Annotated in this window: 16 protein-coding genes; 2 read left to right on the top strand and 14 right to left on the bottom strand. The window is 49.2% G+C overall.

The features are described 5' to 3' along the window. Positions 1–3 precede the first annotated feature (3 nt). The 12 genes from flgK to KNO96_RS14470 form a co-directional block, all read right to left on the bottom strand. Positions 4–1494, bottom strand: coding sequence for a flagellar hook-associated protein FlgK (gene flgK, locus KNO96_RS08735; RefSeq protein ID WP_214703387.1), 1491 nt, complete (start codon positions 1492–1494; stop codon positions 4–6). A gap of 12 nt (positions 1495–1506) precedes the next feature. Beyond that, positions 1507–1863 (bottom strand): flagellar export chaperone FlgN, encoded by a 357-nt coding sequence (gene flgN / locus KNO96_RS08730; RefSeq protein WP_214703386.1) that lies wholly within the window; start codon positions 1861–1863, stop codon positions 1507–1509. Positions 1864–1977: 114 nt separating this feature from the next. Further along, complete coding sequence (locus tag KNO96_RS08725) at positions 1978–2229, bottom strand: flagellar biosynthesis anti-sigma factor FlgM (RefSeq protein ID WP_026825382.1); 252 nt, start codon at positions 2227–2229, stop codon at positions 1978–1980. Positions 2230–2252: 23 nt separating this feature from the next. Then, the gene (locus tag KNO96_RS08720) at positions 2253–2639 is read right to left on the bottom strand and encodes a flagellar protein (protein ID WP_026825381.1); all 387 of its coding nucleotides are present in this window, start codon (positions 2637–2639) and stop codon (positions 2253–2255) included. Positions 2640–2657: 18 nt separating this feature from the next. Further along, a complete protein-coding gene (locus tag KNO96_RS08715) occupies positions 2658–3326 on the bottom strand; it encodes a ComFC family protein (RefSeq protein ID WP_214703385.1) in 669 nt (222 codons plus the stop codon). Next, positions 3323–4480, bottom strand: a complete 1158-nt coding sequence (locus KNO96_RS08710) for a helicase-related protein (protein ID WP_214703384.1) — start codon at positions 4478–4480, stop codon at positions 3323–3325. Before KNO96_RS08710 ends, KNO96_RS08715 begins: the two co-directional genes overlap by 4 nt. Positions 4481–4601: 121 nt before the next feature. After that, positions 4602–6236 carry an alpha,alpha-phosphotrehalase gene (gene treC / locus KNO96_RS08705; RefSeq protein WP_214703383.1) on the bottom strand — a complete coding sequence of 545 codons (1635 nt, stop codon included), beginning with the start codon at positions 6234–6236 and terminating at the stop codon, positions 4602–4604. An 81-nt stretch (positions 6237–6317) separates the two neighbouring features. Then, entirely contained in the window at positions 6318–7766 is a 1449-nt protein-coding gene (gene treP / locus KNO96_RS08700) for a PTS system trehalose-specific EIIBC component (protein ID WP_214703382.1), read from the bottom strand. 201 nt (positions 7767–7967) lie between these two features. Further along, on the bottom strand, positions 7968–8678 hold the full coding sequence (gene treR, locus KNO96_RS08695; protein ID WP_026825377.1) for a trehalose operon repressor: 711 nt from the start codon (positions 8676–8678) through the stop codon (positions 7968–7970). A 45-nt stretch (positions 8679–8723) separates the two neighbouring features. Beyond that, the gene (locus KNO96_RS08690) at positions 8724–9572 is read right to left on the bottom strand and encodes a DegV family protein (RefSeq protein WP_214703381.1); all 849 of its coding nucleotides are present in this window, start codon (positions 9570–9572) and stop codon (positions 8724–8726) included. Between the two features lie 95 nt (positions 9573–9667). Next, positions 9668–10360: a response regulator transcription factor gene (locus KNO96_RS08685; protein ID WP_026825375.1), complete on the bottom strand. Its 693-nt coding sequence runs from the start codon at positions 10358–10360 to the stop codon at positions 9668–9670. Positions 10361–10382: 22 nt separating this feature from the next. Beyond that, entirely contained in the window at positions 10383–11507 is a 1125-nt protein-coding gene (locus KNO96_RS14470) for a sensor histidine kinase (RefSeq protein ID WP_214699597.1), read from the bottom strand. A 178-nt stretch (positions 11508–11685) separates the two neighbouring features. Between KNO96_RS14470 and KNO96_RS08675 the strand changes: the two genes are divergently transcribed. Together KNO96_RS08675 and KNO96_RS08670 are read left to right on the top strand one after the other, a co-directional pair. Next, entirely contained in the window at positions 11686–12327 is a 642-nt protein-coding gene (locus tag KNO96_RS08675) for a YigZ family protein (RefSeq protein WP_026825373.1), read from the top strand. 41 nt (positions 12328–12368) lie between these two features. Further along, positions 12369–13376 carry an LCP family protein gene (locus KNO96_RS08670; RefSeq protein WP_214703380.1) on the top strand — a complete coding sequence of 336 codons (1008 nt, stop codon included), beginning with the start codon at positions 12369–12371 and terminating at the stop codon, positions 13374–13376. Positions 13377–13417: 41 nt separating this feature from the next. On the opposite strand, the gene KNO96_RS08665 is transcribed toward KNO96_RS08670, so the two are convergent. Together KNO96_RS08665 and KNO96_RS08660 are read right to left on the bottom strand one after the other, a co-directional pair. Next, on the bottom strand, positions 13418–14470 hold the full coding sequence (locus KNO96_RS08665; protein ID WP_214703379.1) for a glycosyltransferase family 4 protein: 1053 nt from the start codon (positions 14468–14470) through the stop codon (positions 13418–13420). Between the two features lie 123 nt (positions 14471–14593). After that, positions 14594–15001, bottom strand: a complete 408-nt coding sequence (locus KNO96_RS08660; protein ID WP_214703378.1) for a Rok-like winged helix domain-containing protein — start codon at positions 14999–15001, stop codon at positions 14594–14596. Positions 15002–15097 lie beyond the last annotated feature (96 nt).

Genomic DNA, 15097 nt, shown 5'->3' with positions numbered 1-15097 from the left:
TCATTACCTCCCTACGACACCCATGCCGTTAATGATTTTGTCGAGCATCTCGTCGACGGCCGTGATGTTACGTGCCGCCGCGTTATAAGCGTGTTGATATTGAATCATCATCGTCATCTCTTCGTCGAGCGATACCGCGCTCACCGACTGACGACGTTGATCTGAACTGCTTAAGAGGGCGAATGTGCTCTTTGCCAAGTTCGCGTTTTGACTCGCCTCGACCGCCATGTTTCCGATGACGTTTTGATAGTACTTGCCGATCGAGGTTGAGGTCGTAACCGAACCAGAAAAGCTGAGCGCGCTTTCTTTCAATTGGGCAAGTTCGAGAGCACCACTTCCGTCCCCGATGTTTCCATCTTTTGATGCGGCAATCAAATCTAAGTTCTTCATGAAATCATCGTTTACAGTAATCGTCGAAGCGCTCGTCATCCCTACGAAAAAGTCAGTTCGACCTGCAACCCCATCTGCATCTTTATTTGTGCCATGAGCCGTATTAAATGCTGAAGCGAAAACATTCGCCATTTCATCCAGATCTGCGAGCATTTTCGTGAAGGAGCCATCATGGGCTTCTGTGCCTGTAGACGTACCATACATATCGACAAGTGCTTTCCACTTCCCGTTCGGCAAGTCATTAAATGTAAGCGTAGATGTTCCCCCAGCGGCATTCGTTAGCGTCATATCTTCAATCTTACCGACCCCACTTGTTAAACCGTCGACAAGTTTCACTTCAGTGCCACCAATATTAACGCGAATATCAACTCGCCCTTCAGCAACACGTTGCGAGTTACCGCGTGTCTCTCCGTTCAAATAATCAACGGGTACGCGCTCGAACTCGATATATTGGGACAACTCATCCATATAGCGGTCACGTTCGTCATATAATTCGTTCGGTAAGACACCAAGTGGCTCCGCGTCTCCGATTTGACGGTTGACGTCACCGATTTTTGTCAACAAGTCGTTGATTTTTTTCGTGACGACGCCCGCTTCCGTCTTTAAGTCATCCTGTACTTTTGATAATGAAGACGACATATAGTTAAATGTCTGTGCCAACGTCAATGCTCGTTGCCGAACCACGCTTCGCGCACCCGTATCATCCGGGTTGACCGATAAATCTTGGAGTGACGCCCAAAACATGTCAAGTGACTTGGCGAGTCCGTTCTCTGAAGGTTCGTTGATGATGTCTTCCATCCGGCCGAATGCCGCTTCTTTCGTCGCATAGAATGCGTTCTTCACCGACTCGTCACGATACTGTTGTTCAATCATGAGATCGCGAATCCGGGCGAGTGTCTCCCCGCGTACCCCGGTCCCGAATTGTCCGGCTTTCGTCCCCCCGAAATTGACCGAGAGCTGCTCGGTCATCCCGAGTGTGAGCCGTTGGCGTGAATAGCCAGGGTTTGAGGCGTTCGCCACGTTATTCCCGGTCGCCTGAAGCGCCCATTGGTGTGTCGAGAGACTGCGGCGCGCCGTCTCTAATCCCATAAATGTTGAACCCATTCCACTTCCTCCTTAAACGTCACGGCTGAACGAGCGTGTTTCAAACGCCTGTTGTCCGTATGTGAAATCATCTGCTTCCGGCATGATCATGTCCAAATGCCAGGTAATATAACGAAGCGATTGTTCGAGCAGTGTCGCGTTCAATTCGTTCTGTCGCTTCAACTCGAACAAGACCGGTCTCAATTCCTCTATCTCTTCATCGTCCAATTCATACGTCCCTTGAAGTCGTTCCGCTTCTTTTTGTGAAATTTGTCGGACGAGTTTCGCTTCTTCTTTGACGAGTGTACTAAATGCCGCCATGTCGTTCTCAATGAGTTGCTGTTCTTTTGCGTAGGCCAATTCGAGTAAACGTTTATGTAATGTGAGCATGAGTCTCTCCTTTTTTCAAAAAAAGAGCCGACTAAAGAAAGGGGTGCCCCTTATTTAGTCAGCTTCCGTGCCGTGTTATTTAGTGCGAAGGCCTCAAACGGACCTCGCTTCCATTCATCCTTGTAGAAAGCGTTTAGCGATGTCGCGCGCGTCCCGTGAATACGTGCCCGCATCAATCTCTGCTTTCAAAGCATCGATTTTAGCGAGACGGTCCGGATGTTTCACCGGTTCTTCAAACCGGGCGCGGGCTTCCGCCGAAATTGACAATTGGTCCGTTTGGCTAGATGGCGCGGGCTTCGGCTCGACTTGCGTTTTCTTTTCATAAGTGTTTGGTAAATGTACCCACTTGGCTGAATCGATGCGCATGCGTCTTCCCCCTCTTCATGATGTTAATCCAAACGATAAGTGCGGATACTTGATTGTTTCGTCAAGCTATCCTGTAGACTGGACAGTTCCTTCTGCATATCTCTCTGGCAGTTCGAACAAACTTTCCCTTCGTTCGTCGGTTGACCACAACGAACGCAGCGGATCGCAAGCGCCGGATTGTCCTTGATAATCAAGCGTCCTTCATGGATATATCGCGTGATATCAAGTTCAGATACACCTGTCGCTTCGACGAGGGCTCCGATGGTCGTCTGTTTGTTGGCTGGCTCACGAATGAAGTCGCGGACTTTCAAAAAGTTTTGGAAGTCAACCTCACTACATGATGGACAGTACGGTGAACGGCTCTGTTTCATAAATAAGCGTCCACACATTTGGCAAGTTGCTGCATCCATTGGTTTCACCTCTGCTCTTTATATCGGACGCGATTTCGATTTGTTTAGCGCCCGAAATAAGCAAATCGCAGAAACTTCTGTCGCACCTGCCTGTCGCAACGAAAATGCCGCCTGATGAAGGGTCGTCCCCGTCGTATAGACGTCGTCTACAAGAATAATTTTCCCACATTTCACTGAAGTCGGTACAGTGAAAGGATTCGTTCGGTGTCGTCTTCCTTCTTTCCCGAGTTCACGTTGACTTGAAACCTCTGATTTTTCGAGAAGTTGTCGCGTCGGATCGATGTATCGGGCGAGCACCTCGGCCTGATTGAAGCGACGCGTCTGAAGTCGCTCTTCACTCAGCGGAATCGGAACGTAGGTTACACCCGGTGTACGTAATGAGCGTAATGTCGGCGCCACCGATGCTGCAATCACGACATCTCCGCTGAATTTGAAACGGTGCAGCCAGTCAATCCCCGCCTCATCATATGCGTACAGACAACGAACGGTCAAATCTAATCCGAGCGCAAGCCAACGGATACAGTCCGCACACGTCTCACCGGCCTCATTCGGTTGACCGCAACGTGGGCAACCTGTCCTGAGCGGCGTGAGTTTCGTCTCACAAGCCGGGCACACCCAGTCCTTCCGCCAAAGTGTAGCTGGCGTCCACGGGACCTTCATCGGCTCGTGACAAAGAAGACACTTCATCGCCGATTCGCCTCCTTAATTGCCCGGATGGCTTGATCTTGACGGAACGTGCGCTCCTCGTAAAAGAAACAGACCTCTCCTGTCGGTGCGTCCGGTTTTCGCCCCGCCCGTCCTGCCATTTGAATGAGTCCGCGTGTCGTAAAGAGCCGATGCTCGCTCTCAATCACCGCGACCTGCACGTCCCGCACCGTCATCCCCCGCTCCCAAATTGAGGTCGCGAGGACCACACCTTTCGTCTCTTGAAGCCAATCGAGCGTCTCGAGCCGTTCCTCCGTGTCAGCGGATACGGTGCGGCATGTCACTCCCGTTTCTCGTAACTGCGCTTCATAGCGTTCGAGGTCCGGCTTCGTTGGCACGAACAATAGACGCGGTTTGGATATATGTCGCTGACAAAAGTCTAGAATGCGTTCATCCGATTGCTTGACGAGAGTCGGGACGGGCAAATCAAACCCGTGATAACGCCGAGAGAGATGAATCGTCGGAAATGTCTTTTGCCACATGGTCGGGGTCGCCGTAATGAACAAGAAGACACCTCTCCCGGCCCGTCGTATCGTATTCCACAAGGCCACGTCAAAGGCAAACGGGAAGGCATCGGATTCATCGACGAGCACATAGTCGAATACGTGACGTAGATTCATGAGTAACGGCGCGGTCGCCACGGTGATCATTCCGATGGATGCTTTCTCCCCGCCCCCGTATCTTCTCGTGACAGGGACAGTGAACGCATGTTCTAATCGTTCTACCCATTCAATGGCAACGTCCCGCCGAGGTGACACGATCAATACCCGCTTCCCTTCATTGACGACCCGCTCGATCACGGGGAACGTCATCTCCGTCTTCCCGGCCCCGCATACCGCATGCACGAGTCCCGTCTTTCGTTCATCCCACCACGTGAGCAGTTGACTAGCGACACGCGTTTGGGCAGGGGCGAGCTCGAACGGCATCGTCAATTCGGTCGTTTCAGCCGGGGTCGCGATGTCTCGTTCTTCTAGATAATCACAACGACAGACACGCCCGAGGTATAAACAATTTCGACAATAGGCACAGCGCCCATGATGACAGGTGAACGTCCGAACATTTGTGCTGAGACAGCGTTGGCAGATGCCGAAGCGGATGGCCCGTTTTCCCGTTGATGCGACGATGAGTTCTCCCACAACCGCACTCCTTTTTGACCTCACGTTACCAAAATGGATACGTGAATGCGACTCGACTTATATAGCACAACTTATCTCCTTCACACAAATAGGACCCGACAAAAAAGTCAGGTCCCATCTGTTATTTCTGTTTGTAGAACATGATCGCCTCGTACGGGCGAAGGGACAACGTCGTCCCGTCGAGCTCAGGCACGTCGTAGTTGTGACTGACGACGTTCACCCGCTCGAACCCTTCCGGAATCGTGTACGTCGTTTCGGTTCCATAGAAGTTTGCGACGACGAGGAGCTCCTCGCGGTCGGTCTTCCGTGTATATGCCCAAACGTCTAGCGAATCATGGGTAAGGAGCGTGTAGTCCCCGTCCGTCAAGACGTCAAGTTCTTTTCGTAACGCAATCAAATTCTTGTAGTGGTAGAATACCGAGTTTTTATCATGTAATGCCGCTTCGACGTTCACGTCTTTATAGTTCGGCGCCACGTTGATCCACGGGGTACCATTCGTGAAGCCGGCATGCGTCGTCGCATCCCACTGCATCGGCGTCCGCGAGTTGTCGCGTGACTTCTGTTTGATGGCTGCCATCATGTCTTCATGTGACACGCCTTCCTCACGCTTCAATTTATAGTTATTGAGCGTCTCGATGTCCCGATACTCGTCAAGCGAGTCAAAGCCAGGATTCGTCATCCCGATTTCTTCTCCTTGATAGATGTATGGCGTCCCTTGGAGTCCGTGAAGTACCGTAGCGAGCATTTTGGCACTCTCGATACGGTGATTCGTGTCGTTCCCGAAACGGCTGACGACGCGTGGTTGGTCGTGGTTACACCAGAAGATGGCGTTCCACCCTTTTCCGTGCATCCCGCGTTGCCACGTCGACATGATGTCTTTCAACTGAATGAAATCAAACGGGGAGGCGACGAACTTCTCACCGTTCGGATAATCGACTTTCAAGTGGTGGAAGCTGAACGTCATGCTGAGCTCGTTCTCGTCCGGGTTTGAATACCGTACACAGTGATCGAGCGTCGTCGACGACATCTCCCCGACCGTGATGACGTCATGACCGTCAAACACTTCACGGTTCATCTCTTTCAAATATTCATGGATGCGTGGACCGTCCGTATAGAACTTCCGCCCATCCGACTCGTCTTCCGGGAAGTCCTGCTCTTTTGAAATCAGGTTGATGACGTCGAGACGGAATCCTTTGATTCCTTTTTCGCGCCAAAAACGCATCATCTCATAGACGTCCTCGCGCATCTGTTCGTTCTCCCAATTTAAGTCGGCTTGTGTCACATCGAACAAGTGGAGATAGTATTGTCCGCTCTTTTCATCATATTCCCACGCGTTCCCACCGAACTTCGACTCCCAGTTCGTCGGTTCATCGCGCCAAATATAATAGTCTCGGTACCGTTCGTCTCCCGACAATGATTTTTGGAACCAAACATGTTCGGTCGACGAGTGATTGACGACGATGTCCATCATGAGGCCGATGCCCCGCGCCTCCGCCTCACGGATCAGTTCGTCGAGGTCTTCCATCGTTCCGTACGACGGGTCAACGGCATAGTAATCACTTACGTCATAGCCGTTATCGTGTTGAGGTGACTGATAGACAGGCGTCATCCAAATGTATTCGATGCCGAGCTCTGCCAAGTAATCTAGCTTTGCCGTCACCCCTTTAATCGATCCGGTCGCATTCCCTTCCGGACTGTAAAAGCTTTTCGGGTAAATTTGATAGACGACTGATTTGCGCCAATTTTTCTGTGTCATAGACGACATCTCCTTTTGTAAGAGTTTTCATTTCAATAAGAAAGAGGGAAGAACTGCCGTCCCTCCCTCCCGAATCATTTCTTATGCGACTTTGTTTTCTTCGATTTCACCCTTCTTCATGTAGCGTTTCGACAAGACGAATGTGAGCGCGAACGGTACGATGATCGCGATGAACATGCCGACGATGAAGAGAAGGATTTTATCTGTGAAGATCGAGAGGAATCCTGGGAGTCCCCCAACACCGATGGCGATTGCTTGAACGTCATTCAATGTGATGAAGATTGCCGCGATTGCCGACCCGATCATCGCTGAGTAGAACGGGAATTTATGCGGCAAGTTGACCCCGAACATGGCCGGCTCTGTGATACCGAAGTATGCAGAGATCGCTGAAGTCGATGCCATACTCTTTTGTTTCGCATTGTGCTTGTAAACGAAGAACATAGCGAGTGCGGCAGAACCTTGCGCGATGTTTGAGAGGGCGATCATCGGCCAGATGAATGTACCGCCTGTATCCGCGATCAACTGAAGGTCGATGGCGATGAATAAGTGGTGCATCCCTGTGACAACGAGCGGTGCGTAGAACAACCCGAAGAGGAGTGCCCCGACGACCGGTACGGCTTCAAACGTGTTGACAAGTCCTGTTGCGATCAAGTTACCGATTCCACGAGTGATCGGTCCAACGATTGCGAGTGCGAGGAATCCAGTGACGACGATTGTCGTGATCGGAACGACCAAGAGCTGAATCGCGTTCGGCACACGTTTTTTCAAGAACATCTCGATTTGACTCAAAATATATGCAGCGGCGAGGACCGGCAAGATTTGACCTTGATAGCCGACTTTCTCAATTTCGAAAAGTCCTAGGATATCAAACGTTGGTACTTCGCCTTCAAGTGCTGCTGTCCCGTAGCCCCATGCGTTCAAGAGGTCCGGGTGAACGAGCAAGAGACCCATGACGATCCCGAGTACTTCGCTACCACCGAATCGTTTCGTCGCCGACCATCCGACGAGTGCCGGTAAGAAGACGAATGACGTGTTCGCCATCATGTTGATGAGATCCCAAAGTCCTTGTAAGTTCGGATATGCCTCGATGAGCGTCTGTCCGTCGATGAAGAGACCTTCTGAAGCGAGTAGGTTGTTGATCCCCATGAGGAGACCGGCTACGATGATGGCTGGAATGATTGGCATAAAGACGTCAGAGAAGACTTTGACGAGTTTTTGAAGCGGATTCATTTTTTTGCCACCTGCAGATTTGACCTCGGCGACCGTTGCCGCCTCAAGACCGGCGAGCTTGATAAATTCAGCATAGACGCGATCGACATCACCGGCTCCGATGACGATTTGATACACGCCAGAGTTCTCGAACGCCCCTTTGACGAGATCGATTTCTTTCACACGTCCCTCATCGACTTTCGACTGGTCTTTGAGGGAGAGACGAAGACGTGTCACACAGTGAGCTGCCTTGTCTACATTATCTTTGCCACCGATTGCTTCTAAAATGTCAGCGGCAATTTGACGATAGTCTGCCTTCATGTTCATAGTCCTCCTTTGTTTGAAAACTGCTTATGAAAACGGTTACTTATGATTACAAACAAAGTATAACTTATCTATATAAGTTAAGTCAACAACTTATCTATATAAGTTTTGATGAACGTCATTCGACAAATATTCATGTGAAAAATTCCCTTGCTCACACTCGTTCAAACAAAAAACCTCCTTCTATTCGAAAGAGGTTTACCGACGGGCGACGTCACTGAACTGGAACTTGTCCAATCGGTGGCGCGACTCCGTATATTCAAATTGTTGCCCTTCATATAAGAACGTATCGTTCGTGATGACGATGACGTATTCATAGTCATGCAAGTCGAGTCGCTCCCGGTCAAGTTCCGTCACGTCCTCGGCCGCAATCTTCCGTTTGGCATAACTGATTTGTTGATCGAGTTCCCGTTCGATGTATCCATAAATGGAACGGGCTGCAATCTCTTCTGTCAATCCCGGAACGAGGTCTTTGACAAAATAATTGATGTCTAAGATCACGTTCTCCCCATCAAAGTTTCGGACCCGTTCAATGCGAAACACGTGGGTCCCCGGTGTCAGGTTCATTCGTTCGGCGAGCCAGGGCGGGGCCTCCATCTCTTCGAACGAGGCGACGTGGGTTTGGATGGAACGACCTAGCATACTTGCATATATTTCCGAGAAACTGACGATACCGTTGAATTGAAACTCGATTTGATCCCGCTTCAACACGAATACGCCTTTCCCGTGATGCTTCCTTACGTACCCGTTCTCCTGCAACAGATCGAGTGCCTTACGGACTGTCCCCCGACTGGCTTCGAATTGATACATCAACTCTGTCTCAGATGGGAGTTTTGAGTCTGCCGGTCTCGTGCCGTTACGCATTTCTTCTGCCAGACGCTCAAATATTTGGCGATATTTCGCCATCACATTCCCTCCTCCATTGAAAAAGACGACCTTAGACGGTCGTCTCTATTACCATTCGCGACGATACCAAGTGATGCCGATTGCACCAGGTCCAAGGTGCGTCCCGATGACAGGACCGAAATGGCTTCCCGAGATGTGTGCTTTTGGGAATTTCTGTTTCATCGAAGCGATTTCCTCTGCCTGACGCTCTGGGCAGTTGGCGTGAATAATTCCGATACAGTACCCCTCACCGTCACCTGCGATCGACTCGTCCATCATTTCTTCGATTCGACGCACGGCCTTCTTATACGTGCGAATCTTTTCAAATGGGACAATCAACTTGTCTTGGAAGTGTAGGACCGGCTTGATTTGTAAGAACGAGCCGACGAGTGCTTGCGCCGCGCTCAACCGTCCACCACGCTGTAAATGATCGAGGTCATCTACGACAAAGTATGCGCGAATCGAATCACGAACCGTCTCGAGTCGCGCGATGATTTCTTCCGGTGTCGCACCTTTGTCACGGAGGTGCAATGCCTCTTCGACAAGAAACGCTTGCGGCATACATGAGATCTCCGAATCAAACGCATGAACGGTTACATCTACCATGTTATTTATCGCAATCATTGCCTGGTATGTTCCGCTAATGCCACTCGAGAGTGTGATGGCGATCACGTCCGTCACATCATCCGACAAGTTCTCGATCAACTCGACCGTCTCACCGATGACCGGCTGCGACGTCGTCGGTAAATTGCCCGCCTCGATACGCTCATAAAACGCCTCGGTCGACATATCGATCGACTCACGGTACGACGCGCCATCGAAGATGACACTGAGTGGTGCGACATGGACGTCATGCCGCGCCAAAAAATCATCCGACAAGTAGGCGGTACTGTCGGTTAAAATCGCAATGTTTCCCATACTATATCCTCACTTTACGTCGTTTCATTTTTCCAATTATGTTAGGATTCCATTCCATATTGTAACACAAAAACGAAGTAAAGCATCGGTGACGCTCAAATCTCGACCCAACCCCGACGAATCGCATCCACGACGGCTTGTGTACGGTCGTTCACGTCCATTTTACGAAGGACGGAGGAGACGTGGTTTTTGACCGTCTTCTCACTAATAAAGAGCATGTCACTGATATCCCGGTTCGATCGGCCATCAGCGAGAAGGTGTAATACCTCGACCTCACGACGTGACAACAGTTGATACACAGGGTCATCTGTTCGACTCTCGACCCCACGACCCGCTTGTTCTCCTTTGAATTGTAAGAGACGACGGTACTCTTTTAAAACGTTCGTCGTCACTTTCGGATGAAGATAAGCCCCATCCCGAGCGACGGCACGAACCGCTGAAATCAGCTCTGTCGATGCCACTTCTTTTAGTAAGAACCCAGAGGCTCCCGCTTCGAGCGCATGCGTGATATATGACTCATCATCGTGAATCGAGAGGATGAGGACACGTGTCTCCGGCGAAAGGAGTGAGAGTTGCTTCGTCGCCTCAATCCCATTCATGTCCGGCATGTTGATATCCATAATCAGAATCTCCGGTTTCTGCTCACCTGCAATGCGAACTGCTTCGCGACCCGTCCGCCCTTCTGCGACAACCTCAAATTCATCCTCTAAATCAAAAATCCGCTTCAATCCCTCGCGGAACAGTTCGTGATCATCCACGATTGCTATGCGTGTCTGTGTCAAATCCATGTTTGTCTTCCCCCTTGTTCTCTCACGGAATCGGAATCGACATTCGGACAACTGTCCCCTTGCCGACTTCCGAGTCGATGGTGATACTCCCGTTCACCAATTCAATTCGTTCGCGCATCCCGACAATCCCAAATGATTCTTCGCCAATCGTGCTCGGTTCAAACCCGATACCATAGTCACGGACATGAAGATGGATCACATCGTTCCCCTGTTCGACATTGACGATAATCTCTGACGTCTTAGCATGCTTAATCGCATTTTGTACCGCTTCTTGCACGAGACGGAATACGTTGATTTCTAGCTTCTCAGGCAAACGTGCGCGTGACCCACGATAGTTAAGACGCGTCTTAATGGCCGTATACTCCTCTGTTTGATGGAGATAGCGCTCGAGCGTCGGCAAAAAACCTAAATCATCAAGTGACATCGGACGTAAATCATAAATCAAGCGACGGACATCGACGAGTGCGCCACGAATCAACTTTTTAAGTTCATGTAATTCGGCAAATGCCTCGTCTTTCCCTCGTTTGTCAAACGTCTTTTCGATCAAATCGGCACGAATCAAAATATGGGCAAGCGATTGCGCTGGACCGTCGTGCATCTCGCGGGCAAGATGGCGCCGTTCGCGCTCGGCTGCTTCGAATACACCGAGGGCCATCTCTTGTTTTTTCATCATGTCCGAATACTCTTGCTGCAGGTCGTCTCGTAAAAAGTTCAAGACGACGCTAACACGACCGATCAATTTTTCGGCACGTTCAATCGTGTCCTCTAAGATGAGTAAACGGCGCTCTAAATCGTTACGACGCTGCTGGGCCGCCATTTCTTCTTTTTGGACGAGAAACCGTTCAAGTTGCATTTGATTCGCTCGTTCGTACGCATCGCGTATTTCTTGCTCACTATGTATATGAAACTTCTTGCTGACTTGAACGAGCTTTGACTTTGCAGCCTTTACGAGTCTGTCGAGTCGATCGGACTCCTCGATGTAGAACTCGATTTTATCCGTCAATTCTTTCAACTCATTTTGAATTGCTGAATATTCAGTTGCTGAACTTTCGGTTATACGGACGATTTCCTCTTTACTTTCCGTCACCGTTTCAATCATATTTGTTATGATATGTTCTAAAGCTGTCCGATCGGTAATATGATTCACGATGCCATCCCCTAATAGTTCGGTAGTTAATCCTCATCTATCCTTATATATCGTCGTTTGAAATCAGGTTTACAGCGGTAATGATAGATCTTCTATAAACCCATTCGCTATGTAAAGCGTATGTGCCTACTTGAATTCTAAAAAAAATATTTAAAAATAGAAAGGAGAATTTTCAGAAATGTCTACTGAGTCAAATTATACTATAAAACAAAGTGGAACATACGAAGTCCTTATCCAAAAATCAAAATTTATCGCTCACTTCAAACGTGTCGAATCCGAAGAAGAGGCCCAAGCGTTCATTCAAAGCATCAAAAAAGAGCATTGGAATGCGAACCACAATTGTTCAGCTTACATCATCGGTGAAAGGAACGAGCATCAAAAAGCAAATGATGATGGTGAACCGAGCGGTACAGCGGGCTTGCCGATGCTCGAAGTATTGCGTAAACGACATCTAAAAGACACAGTCGTCGTCGTCACACGATACTTTGGCGGAATAAAGTTAGGCGGTGGCGGTCTCATTCGGGCGTATGGTGGGACCGTTAGCGAAGGGTTAGACGTGATCGGAATCGTCGAGCGCTTGCAGATGCAACAATTGACACTCACTGTCGACTATACATGGATCGGCAAAGTCGAACATGAGTTGAGACAGTCCACATACTTGCTCGATGACATCGTCTACGCCGACCTGGTCACGTTTCATGTCTCAGTACCCGTGGAAGAGACAGATAAGGCGCTCGCTTGGATGACGGATATAACAAATGGTCAAGGTAAGCTACAAACCAACGATAAACGCATCATCGAACGTGATTTCAAACGCTGAAACACCTATACTAAAAGAAACAACTGAAATGAGGAAACAACATGGACACACCCCCACGCAAGAAAAAATCACCTTGGAAAGTCGTCCTCATCGTGTTGGGTGTCGTATTGTTAATCGGTGGTTCCGCTTTCGGGTATTTTGTCTTCAAAGCGAATGAAACCGCCGAAAATACGAACAAGGAGTTGGAGCGCGGCGACAAGTCAGAGCGTCGTGAAGAAACCATCGACTTGACGAAAGACCACTTCTCCGTCCTACTAGCAGGGGTCGATGGCGGCGCCTCGCTCGAGGAAGGACGAAGTGACTCCTTGATGGTGGCGACGTTCAACAAAAAGTCGCGCCAAGTGACGCTCGTCAGTATCCCACGCGACTCGTACGTCGATATCATCATCGACGACAATGACCCTTTTAAAGACAAGATTAACCACGCTTACGCTTACGGTGGTATCGACGCGACGATTTCGACCGTCGAGAACTTGCTCGACATCCCAATCGACTACTATGCGACCATCAACTTCGATGGCATCGAAGATTTGGTCGATGCGGTCGGCGGTGTTGAAATCGACGTACTCATACCGATTTCAGGACAAGCGACCGGAAACGTCGAGTTAGAACCGGGCGTCCAAGTCCTAAACGGAAAAGAGGCACTCGCATACGCTCGTATGCGAAAACAAGATCCTGCCGGTGACATCGGCCGAGCCGGTCGACAGCAACAAGTGATTGAGGCCATCATCAACGAGGCGACGACAATCAACTCTTTCACGAAGTTGAACCGGATCATGAACGCAGTCGGCGAGAACATCCGAACGAATATGTCATTATCGGAAGCCTCGCAACTCCAACCTTATGTAAAATCTCTCAAGTCTTTCAATCGTGAAACGCTTGAAGGGACCGACTTGACGTTGAACGGTGTCTATTATTATGAACTCGACCCCACCGACCTTCGTGATGCACAAGCCCTCCTCCAAACCGAACTGGGGATGCCTGTCACCGCAGACGAACCGGAAACAGATGAAACAGACGACTCCATGACTGAGACAACGACGTACTAAAAACAACCATGAGTATCGCTAAGCGACCACTCATGGTTGTTTTATGTTCTCAAGCGACCAAGTAGTCGCCGTGACGTGCGGATAATCGGTTTATAATTGGGATGAATTAATTCTGTCGATTCAACAATCAATTCGATGACAATCAAGACTACGATAAATGTGATGACGGCGCCAAGCATCGTTGTCTTGGCAAACAAGATTGACGAGATTCCAAAGAATAAGGTCATTCCGTACATGAGCAAGACAGCTTGACGTGTCGTGAAGCCCATGTCGATCAACTGGTGGTGCATATGTGATTTATCCGGTGACATCGGCGGTCGACCTTGGACGAGTCGACGTACAATCGCAAAAATCGTATCCGAGATGGGTAACCCAAGTAACAAGACCGGGACGACGAGTGAGAACAAGGTTACGTTCTTAAAACCGATGAGCGAGAAGACAGCAAGCATATATCCGAGAAATAAGGCTCCCGTATCTCCCATAAAAATCTTTGCCGGATAAAAGTTGTGGACGAGAAAACCGAGCGTACTTGCAAGTAGCAGCAATGCCATCATCGTCAAGTAGACGTTCCCTTGAATGATTGCCAATACAGCAATCGTTCCGAGGGCGATGCTCGACACACCTGCGGCGAGCCCATCGAGCCCATCGATCAAGTTGATCGCATTGGTGATCCCAATCAACCAAAGGACCGTGACCGGAATACTCCATGACCCGAGATATAGTTGCTGATCAAACGGAAGATTGACGAGTTCGATGCGCATCCCCGAGTTCAAGACGATGACCGTCGCAATCATTTGCCCCATCAGCTTCACGCGAGCCGACAACTGGAACCGGTCATCAATCAGTCCTGTAAGGAGAATGACAACGGCCCCGATCAAGATGGCGTCGTTATAGCGGCTTGTCGGAAGTAACAAGGCATAGCCGATGAAGAATGCGATAAAAATCGCGAGACCACCGATACGTGGCATCGTCCGTAAATGTACTTTTCGTGCGTTCGGATGATCGACCGCACCTATAAAAAATGCGAATCGGCGAACGAGCGGTGTAATCAAGATGGCCATCACAAAACTGACCAACATGGCAATCCATAACATGGGCCGACAGTTCCTCTCTCAAAAAAATAAGACTCTGGCGAATTATATCATATTTTGAATCGATGGTTTGATATCAGTCCGTTTACAACAAAAGCCGATGGGGCGTGCCCCATCGGCTGTACATTATGAAAGTGTCGCGGCAACTTCTTCTTTTGGTTCGTATGTATAAAGACCGCGTCCGATTTTTTTGATCTCTGGATTCACGCCTTCAATTTTCACCATCAATTGGTAAATATTGCTGATGTGATGACGGTAGCGAAGTTCAAGCTCCATCTGAATATCACGCACGCTCATCGTTTGACGTTCCTTTAAAAGGTCGGTTACTTGATGAACATATACTTCAAGAGGATATCGTTGATTGACACGTCGTGGTCGTAGGCGTTTAGACGCATCAGCCGTTGAGTCTTTTTCTTCTCGTTCTCGACTCAATTCTGCAATCAAATATTCAGCACGTCGCTGTAACTGACGATATGATTCTTCGATTTCCATCAATTCTCGATAAATATGCTCGTTGACATTCGTAGATTCCATACACAAATCCCCTTCTACATCCAATTATAATGAGAAATTCCCTATTTTAAATCAAGAATTCCTAATAATCCCTCTATATCTTCTATAAAAGTGTAA

Source organism: Exiguobacterium sp. s89 (assembly GCF_018617735.1).
Lineage (GTDB): Bacteria > Bacillota > Bacilli > Exiguobacteriales > Exiguobacteriaceae > Exiguobacterium > Exiguobacterium marinum.
The sequence above is the reverse complement of the archived record's forward strand: the minus strand, read 5'-3'. Positions and strand labels throughout refer to the sequence as shown.